We start from the raw sequence: 8960 nt of genomic DNA, 5'->3' as shown, positions 1-8960 counted from the left end.
TTGCCTGGCGGCTTTAGCGCGGTGGTCCCACCTGACCCCATGCCGAACTCAGAAGTGAAACGCCGTAGCGCCGATGGTAGTGTGGGGTCTCCCCATGTGAGAGTAGGGAACTGCCAGGCATCAAATTTAGCGTGCTGATATGGCTCAGTTGGTAGAGCGCACCCTTGGTAAGGGTGAGGTCCCCAGTTCGACTCTGGGTATCAGCACCACTTAATACGTAGGTTGAAGTTCGGCACATAGTAAAAGAATTTGTCTGGCGGCTTTAGCGCGGTGGTCCCACCTGACCCCATGCCGAACTCAGAAGTGAAACGCCGTAGCGCCGATGGTAGTGTGGGGTCTCCCCATGTGAGAGTAGGGAACTGCCAGACATCAAATAAAACAAAAAGCTCAGTCGAAAGACTGGGCTTTTTGTTTTACGTGTTGTTTGTCGGTGAGCGCTCTCCTGAGTAGGACAAATCCGCCGGGAGCGGATTTGCACAGCACGGAGTGCTGCCCGCAGGGTGCCGGGCAGGACACCTGGCATACAACTGCCAGACATCAAATAAGAAAAACCCCGTACCGAAAGGTACGGGGTTTTTTGCTTTGTGCCGTCTGAAAAAGTCGGGTAGCGACTTAGCCTTACCCGATCTGGATAGCCAATTAGCCCGGTAGACAAGACACCACCGGGCAGACTAACGACTAGTGAATCACCTGCGACAAGAATGCTCGTGTACGCTCTGACTTTGGATGAGCAAAGAACTCATCTGGCGGAGCCTGTTCCACAATCTCACCGCGATCCATAAAGATCACCCTGTCAGCTACGGTACGGGCAAACCCCATTTCATGCGTCACACACAGCATGGTCATCCCGGATTGCGCCAGACCAATCATGGTATCCAGAACTTCCTTCACCATTTCCGGATCGAGTGCGGATGTTGGCTCATCAAACAGCATTATTTTAGGTTTCATGCAAAGTGAACGGGCGATGGCCACGCGCTGCTGTTGCCCACCTGATATCTGTCCCGGAAACTTATTCGCATGTTCAGCAATACGCACGCGTTCCAGGTAATGCATTGCCAGCGCTTCCGCTTCCTTTTTCGGCATCTTTTGCACCCAAATTGGTGCAAGGGTGCAGTTCTGTAGAACCGTCAGGTGCGGGAAAAGGTTAAAGTGCTGAAATACCATTCCGACTTCCTGGCGCACACGTTCGATATTGCGAATATCTTCATTCAGCTCGATACCATCAACCACAATACGTCCCTGCTGATGTTCCTCCAGGTGGTTGATACAGCGAATGGTTGTGGATTTACCCGAGCCTGAAGGCCCACAGAGAACGATTCGCTCCCCCTGTTTAACCTTCAGGTTGATATCTTTCAGTACGTGAAACTGTCCGTACCATTTATTGACGTTTTCCAGCGTAATCATCGCGTCGGCAGGTGTCATAGTAATCTGGCTCATAATTTCCTCAGTGCGGTGTACGCCCGGTGTTAAAGCGCTTCTCCAGATGCTGGCTATAGCGCGACATGCTAAAACAGAAAATCCAGTAAATCAGAGCGGCAAAGACATAGCCCTCAGTAGACATACCAAGCCAGACAGGATCGACAGTGGCCTGCTGCACGCTGCTAAAGAGATCAAACAAGCCAATGATGATCACCAGACTGGTATCCTTAAAGAGTGCGATGATCGTGTTCACCAGCCCTGGAATAACCAACTTAAGTGCCTGAGGCAGTATCACCAGCCCCTGTGTTTTCCAGTATCCGAGAGCCAGAGATTCCGCAGCCTCGTACTGACCTTTTGGCAATGCCTGAAGACCGCCACGCACCACTTCGGCAACGTAAGCCGACTGGAATAAAATCACGCCTACCAGCGCGCGAATAAGCTTATCGATCTTCGTTCCTTCAGCCATAAAGAGTGGAAGCATGACCGATGACATAAACAGCACAGTAATCAACGGCACGCCGCGCCAGAACTCGATAAAGATAACGGAAAGCACACGCACGACCGGCATTCTGGAGCGCCGTCCAAGTGCCAGTAAAATCCCCCAGGGTAATGCACCGGCAATTCCCACGGAGGCGATAATCAGCGTCAGCGTCAGGCCACCCCACTGGCGAGTTTCGACACGTTCCAGTCCAAGGAAACCACCGTACAGCAATACCCAGACAACAATGGGATAGGCCACAGCCCAGCAGGCAATGTAACGCCCGCGATGCGGCAGCTTTTTCCAGAACATGACGGCGATGGAGAGCAAACCGATGACCAGAGCCAGGTTAATTCTCCAGCGTTGTTCGTGCGGATATAGCCCATACATAAACTGGCCAAAACGCTCGTGGATAAACACCCAACATGCGCCCGCTTTTGTACAGTCAGCGCGGGTAGAGCCTACCCAGTTAGCCTGCAAAAATGCCCAGTTCAGTAACGGTGGGATCAATTCCCACATCAACCACAGACAGACAACGGTCAGCAGGCTGTTACTCCAGCTGGAGAACAGGTTCTTGCGCGCCCAGTTGATATAGCGTCCGCCAGGTTTTCTGGATGGACGCGAAGAGTGAGACAATATCGCTTTTGTCATCATGGCTCCTTAACGCTCAACCAGTGCGATGCGACGGTTATAAAGGTTCATCAGCAACGAAATCACCAGGCTGATAATCAGATAGACGGACATTGTGATGGCAATAGTTTCAATCGCTTGCCCGGTCTGGTTGAGCACGGTTCCTGCAAACAGCGACACCATATCGGGATAGCCAATAGCGGCAGCCAGCGACGAGTTTTTGACAATATTGAGATACTGGCTGGTCAGCGGTGGAATGATGACCCGCAATGCTTGCGGAATAATGACCTGACGCAGTGTCACTGTGTTCGGCAGGCCGAGTGAGCGTGCAGCCTCGTGCTGACCGTAAGGCACGGCCTGGATCCCCGAACGGATGATCTCCGCGATAAATGCCGACGTATAAATAGATAGCGCCAGTGTCAGTGCCGCCAGCTCAGGGATTAAGACCATCCCTCCCTGGAAGTTAAAACCGCGCAAATGCGGAATATCCCAGTGCAGCGCAGCGCCAACGAACCAGTGTGCCAGCAGTGGCAAACCTACGATAAGGAGTGCGGCACCAGGCCAGGTTTTGCGCAGCTGACCGGTTTTAATCTGGTGTTTGCGGTTATAGCGGAACAACCCTACAGACAGGGCAATGGCGATAGCAATAGCAGCAATAAATGCATACAGCCCTTCACCCGCCAGAGGCGAGGGAATGTACAGCCCACGATTGCTCAGAAAAAGCAGGTCGAAGGCGTCCACTGCCTGGCGAGGCCCAGGGAGGTTACGCAGGACGGCAAAATACCAGAAGAAAATTTGCAGCAGTGGCGGGATATTACGGAACGTCTCGATATAAATCGTCGACAGTTTTCGCAGCAGCCAGTTTTCAGAAAGCCGCGCCAGGCCGATAAAGAACCCCAGTACGGAAGCGAAAACAATACAGAGCGCCGAAACCAGCAGCGTATTCAGCAGGCCGACCACGAACACGCGTCCGTAGGTGTCTCCTTCCTGATAATCAATAAGATGCTGAACAATGCCGAAACCCGCGCTGCGATCCAGAAATGCAAAGCCGGAGGTGATACCGCGGTTATTCAGGTTGGTAACGGTGTTATGGATTAAGTAAACGGCAATAACCACAACCACGACGATGGCGATAATCTGGAACAGCCAGGCGCGAACCGCGGGATGAGAAAAGGATAACGATCCTTTTACGGCTAAGCGGCGATGGGACATAAAGAAACCTCGGTAACCATGACTCTGGAGTGGGCACCGCAAGCGCGGTGCCCGTTACAGCAAATGCTTAACGAACTGGCGGAGCGTACTGAATACCGCCGTTGTTCCAGAGATTGTTCTGGCCGCGTTTGATCTTCAGCGGACTTTCCGATCCTACGTTGCGCTCGAAGATCTCAGAGTAGTTACCAACCTGCTTAACAATGTTGTAAGCCCATTTGTTGTCGAGCTTCAGGTCTTTACCGAAATCGCCTTCTTTCCCTAACAGGTGCGCCATATCCGGGTTAGTTGGGTTCGCTGCTTTCTCATCGACGTTCTTCGAGTTGATACCCATCTCTTCGGCGTTCAGCATGGCAAACAGCGTCCAGCGCACAATGGAGAACCAGTCTTCATCGCCACGGCGAACAACCGGTCCCAGAGGCTCTTTGGAGATCACTTCAGGTAATACGATCCACTCAGCAGGATTGCTCAGCTTGATACGCAGGGCGTACAGCTGCGACTGGTCAGAAGCCAGCGTATCGCAACGACCCGACTCCAGCGCTTTCGCTGATTCGTCAGAGCGGTCGAACGTCACTGGTGTATATTTCATCTTGTTCGCTTTAAAGTAATCTGCGACGTTCAGTTCGGTATCGGTACCGGCCTGAATACATACGGTTGCCCCATCCAGTTCTTTGGCGCTTTTCAGGCCCGCTTTATTATGGGTAAGGAAGCCGATACCGTCGTAATAGGTTACGCCAGTGAATGACATCCCCATGCCGGCATCGCGTGAAGAGGTCCAGGTGGTATTACGCGAGAGCATATCAACTTCGCCAGATTGCAGGGCGGTGAAGCGTTCTTTCGCCGTCAGCGGGGTATATTTTACTTTGCTGTCATCACCGAAAACGGCTGCGGCGACACCACGGCAGACATCAACGTCAATACCGGTAAATTTGCCGTTGGCATCGGCATAAGAGAAGCCAGGTAACCCGTCACTGATACCGCACTGTACAAAACCTTTCTTTTTTACGGCATCAAGCGTTGTGCCCGCATGGGCCTGGTTGGCTACAGCAAACAACACGCCCGCGGCGGCCAGGCTGGCTATCATCGTCTTTTTCATAATGCATCCTGTGTGGCGAAATTTATCGTTATAGAGGCGTTTTAAAACGCTTTGACCTGTCTGTGGCTTTGGCCAACGTTTATAAAGCAAACGTAATGCCAGGTTTGCGCTCGCGAAAATAAAGGACAACGGAACGCATAATGCTGAGTGTAGACAGGGTTAAATAAATCGAGCGCCCCGAAATGGTGCGAAATTACAACCTGCGCCACAAATTAGAGCAAAAGTTTGATTACATGTCGGATATAACAATAGATAGTTTCTGGCGTGAATATTGGCAGGATATTTAATGTAATTAATTTGTGAAAATCATCACTATGGAATATGAAATTTGAATAGATGCGCAAAAAAGATGTGATTAACGTCTGAATTAAAATAAGCTGATGGAAGAAACCAGGGCTAATATTTTACTTCTTTGAAAAAACTGCACTATTTCAAAGCAAAAGCGCGACCGGAGCCGCGCTTTCACAAGTGTACATTTATGCCTTAGCGATTACTTCGTCAAAGCAACGATACCCAGCGTCAGACCTGCTACTGCGGCAGCACCGCCAGCAATTGCACCGGCTGTTTCCCAGTTATCCTGGGTGGTGCCTTTCATACAGGTATTGGTATGAACCAGTCGCCCCTGATCGTCGTATACCGGTACACATGGAGAGTCGTGCGCGCAACCAGCAAGCAGCGCAGCGAGTAGTGCAACGGAAATGAACCTTTTCATGATGTTACCTCTGCATTCTTTTTAATTCGCCAGAAAGCCAGGAGGGCAATTAACGAATCGAGGTTATTTTACCATTGTGATAAGCCCAGGTTGCATGGGGAATAATCTCAAATTATGTGGTTTGTAAAAATCATGGAGAAAAGAGACTTACCCGGATGAATTAATGGAGAAATTGTGAAGCCACTGGCTGTTTTATTTTTACTTAATGCAAATAGCGCATTTTAAACGTTGTGATGTTTCCCTGGCCAATTCATTGTTTCCGTTAAAAATAAAAAGGCACCCAGGGTGCCTTTTGTTAAGCGTTACTCTTTATGACGGGTGAAACGTCGTCGGACAACCACAAAGAACACCGGCACGAAGAAGATGGCCAGAAGGGTGGCTGACAACATGCCGCCCATTACCCCTGTCCCCACGGCATTTTGAGCGCCGCTCCCGGCTCCGCTGCTAATCACCAGCGGCATCACACCCAGAATAAAGGCCAGAGAAGTCATCAAGATAGGGCGAAGACGCATTCTTGACGCTTCAAGCGTTGCTTCAATGATGCCTTTGCCTTCTTTTTCCATCAGGTCTTTTGCAAACTCAACAATCAGAATGGCGTTCTTGGCCGATAACCCTATCGTCGTGAGCAAGCCGACCTGGAAGTACACGTCATTGTTCAGACCGCGAAGGGAGGCTGCGAGAAGCGCGCCGATGACCCCCAGTGGCACAACCAGCATGACCGAGAACGGTATCGACCAGCTTTCATACAGTGCGGCGAGGCACAAGAAGACCACGATCAGAGAGATGGCATACAGCGCAGGCGCCTGATTACCCGACAGACGTTCCTGGAAGGACATTCCCGTCCAGTCGTAGCCGATACCCGCAGGCAATTTTGCGGCCAGGTTTTCCATCATTACCATTGCCTCACCGGTACTTTTACCCGGTGCGGATTCTCCGAGGATCTCCATTGATGGCATCCCGTTGTATCGCTCCAGGCGCGGTGAACCGTAAACCCAGTGAGAGCTGCTAAACGATGAGAAAGGAACCATCTCGCCGTTTGCACTGCGCACGTAAAGATTATTGATATCGCCCGGCAGCATTCGGAAACGGGCATCCGCCTGGACATAAACCTTTTTCACGCGGCCATGATCAATAAAGTCATTCACATAGGTCCCGCCAAGCGCGGTCGAAATGGTCTGGTTAACATCAGAGAGACTTATACCCAGCGCCTGTGCTTTTTCCTGATCCACATCCAGCTTGAACTGTGGCGTATCTTCAAGCCCGTTAGGACGCACGCGTACCAGCAGGTCAGGATGCTCTTTCACCATGCCGAGTAGCTGATTACGCGCCTGGGTCAGCTGAGTATGTCCAAGGTTGGCCTGGTCAATCAGCTCAAAATCGAAGCCGGTCGCCGTGCCTAACTCCAGAATGGCAGGCAAGTTAAACGGAAATACCAGACCATCTTTTATCTGGCTAAACGCTTTAGTGGCGCGTCCAACAATCGCCTCAACGTTGTTTTCGCTCCCCGGGCGATCTTCCCAGGGTTTCAGGCTTATGAACACCAGACCTGAGTTTTGCCCCTGACCGCTGAAGCTAAACCCGTTAACGGTAAACACCGATTCCACATTGGCTTTTTCCTTGTTCAGGTAATAGTTCTGAACCTGGTCAAGGACCTGCTGGGTACGCGTCTGCGTTGCACCGGCCGGCAGCTGAACCATTGTCATAAACACCCCCTGATCCTCTTCTGGCAGGAAGGAGGTTGGCAGGCGCAGGAACAGAACCGCCATGCCGCCGACGATAAGGACATAAACCAGCAGATAACGCCCGGTCTTGCGCAAAATACCGCTGACGCTGTTGGTGTAATGCTCCACGCTTTTATCAAAGAGGGCATTAAACCAGCCGAAGAACCCACCTCGTTTTTCATGGTGCTCGCTGGCTGGTTTGAGCAGCGTGGCACAGAGTGCGGGCGTTAAAATCAACGCTACCAGCACGGACAACGCCATCGCTGAAACAATGGTGAGTGAAAACTGTCGGTAAATGGCCCCCGTCGACCCGCCAAAAAAGGCCATCGGAATGAACACCGCGGAGAGCACCATGGCAATACCGACCAGTGCGCCCTGAATTTGTTCCATCGACTTCTGCGTGGCCTCTTTGGGCGGCAGTTTGTCTTCGACCATAACACGTTCGACGTTCTCCACCACCACGATGGCATCATCAACCAGCAGGCCGATGGCCAGCACCATACCGAACATCGTTAGCGTGTTTATAGAGAAGCCAAATGCGGCCAGTATGGCGAATGTCCCCAGCAGCACTACCGGAACCGCGATGGTAGGGATGAGGGTTGCCCGCAGGTTTTGCAGGAACAGATACATGACCAGGAAGACGAGAATGATTGCCTCAAACAGCGTCTTCACCACTTCATGAATAGAAATTTTTACGAACGGGGTGGTGTCGTACGGATAAACCACTTTCAGCCCTTGCGGGAAGAAAGGCTGCAACTGCGCAAGCTTGGTTTTGATCGCCGCGGCGGTATCCAGGGCGTTGGCGCCGGTGGCAAGCTTAATCCCCAACCCGGTTGCTGCCTGACCGTTGATCTTGGTCACCATGTTGTAGTTTTCGCCGCCCAGCTCAATACGGGCAACGTCTTTCAGATGCACCATTGAGCCATCCTGGTTCACCTTCAGCGTTACGCGGCCAAACTCTTCCGGCGTTTTCAGTCGGGTCTGCGCAATGATAGATGCGTTTAACTGCTGCCCCGGCACGGACGGTGTTCCACCCAACTGGCCCGCGGCAATCTGATTGTTCTGGGTTTTCAGCTGGTTGATAACATCCAGCGGTGTGAGCTGGTATTTGTTCATCGCATTGCTGTCGAGCCAGATACGCATGGCGTACTGGGCGCCAAACAGCTGAACATCGCCAACGCCGGAGGTTCGGCTAATGGCATCTTTTACGTTCGATGCGACATAGTCAGAGATGTCATCCTGGGTGAGGCTCTTATTGTCCGAAACAAAGCCCGCAACCAACAGGAAGCTGCTACTGGATTTCTCTACGCCAATACCCTGTTGCTGCACTTCTTGCGGCAACAATGGCATGGCGAGCTGGAGTTTATTTTGCACCTGTACCTGGGCGATGTCCGGGTCTGTACCCGACTGGAAGGTCAGGGTGATCGTTACGCTACCGGCAGAGTCGCTGGTGGAGGACATATACATCAGGTTATCGATACCGTTCATGTTCTGTTCGATAACCTGCGTAACGGTGTCCTGCACCGTCTGGGCATCCGCACCAGGGTAAGTTGCCGTGACCGCTACTGCGGGCGGCGCAATGGTAGGATACTGTGCGATGGGCAGTTTTAAGATGGCGAGCCCACCGGCAATCATCAGAATGATAGCGAGCACCCAGGCGAAAACAGGCCTCTGGATGAAGAAATTAGCCATGTT

At 51.8% G+C, this 8960-nt stretch carries 6 protein-coding genes, 1 tRNA gene and 2 rRNA genes; 3 read left to right on the top strand and 6 right to left on the bottom strand.

The features are described 5' to 3' along the window. The first annotated feature begins 3 nt into the window (after positions 1-3). From rrf (F3J30_RS17910) to rrf (F3J30_RS17900), 3 genes are all read left to right on the top strand, one after another. Positions 4-119 (top strand): 5S ribosomal RNA (gene rrf / locus F3J30_RS17910). Positions 120-133: 14 nt separating this feature from the next. Beyond that, positions 134-209, top strand: a tRNA-Thr gene (locus F3J30_RS17905). A 43-nt stretch (positions 210-252) separates the two neighbouring features. Continuing rightward, positions 253-368, top strand: a 5S ribosomal RNA gene (gene rrf, locus F3J30_RS17900). A gap of 310 nt (positions 369-678) precedes the next feature. Here the strand turns inward: rrf (F3J30_RS17900) and F3J30_RS17895 are convergent. From F3J30_RS17895 to F3J30_RS17870, 6 genes are all read right to left on the bottom strand, one after another. Then, positions 679-1437 (bottom strand): amino acid ABC transporter ATP-binding protein, encoded by a 759-nt coding sequence (locus F3J30_RS17895; protein ID WP_014072042.1) that lies wholly within the window; start codon positions 1435-1437, stop codon positions 679-681. Positions 1438-1444: 7 nt separating this feature from the next. Next, entirely contained in the window at positions 1445-2548 is a 1104-nt protein-coding gene (locus F3J30_RS17890; protein ID WP_166718074.1) for an amino acid ABC transporter permease, read from the bottom strand. Between the two features lie 9 nt (positions 2549-2557). Further along, positions 2558-3739 carry an amino acid ABC transporter permease gene (locus tag F3J30_RS17885; RefSeq protein WP_014072040.1) on the bottom strand — a complete coding sequence of 394 codons (1182 nt, stop codon included), beginning with the start codon at positions 3737-3739 and terminating at the stop codon, positions 2558-2560. A gap of 67 nt (positions 3740-3806) precedes the next feature. Continuing rightward, positions 3807-4832 carry an amino acid ABC transporter substrate-binding protein gene (locus tag F3J30_RS17880; RefSeq protein ID WP_014072039.1) on the bottom strand — a complete coding sequence of 342 codons (1026 nt, stop codon included), beginning with the start codon at positions 4830-4832 and terminating at the stop codon, positions 3807-3809. Positions 4833-5322: 490 nt separating this feature from the next. Continuing rightward, positions 5323-5544, bottom strand: coding sequence for a lipoprotein (locus tag F3J30_RS17875; protein ID WP_008502867.1), 222 nt, complete (start codon positions 5542-5544; stop codon positions 5323-5325). Positions 5545-5846: 302 nt separating this feature from the next. Beyond that, positions 5847-8957, bottom strand: coding sequence for an efflux RND transporter permease subunit (locus F3J30_RS17870; protein WP_166718073.1), 3111 nt, complete (start codon positions 8955-8957; stop codon positions 5847-5849). Positions 8958-8960: the final 3 nt, after the last annotated feature.

The sequence above is a fragment of the Enterobacter sp. Tr-810 genome, from assembly GCF_011752765.1.
Taxonomy (GTDB): Bacteria; Pseudomonadota; Gammaproteobacteria; order Enterobacterales; family Enterobacteriaceae; genus Enterobacter; species Enterobacter soli.
This window is presented reverse-complemented; position numbering and strand designations above follow the sequence as displayed.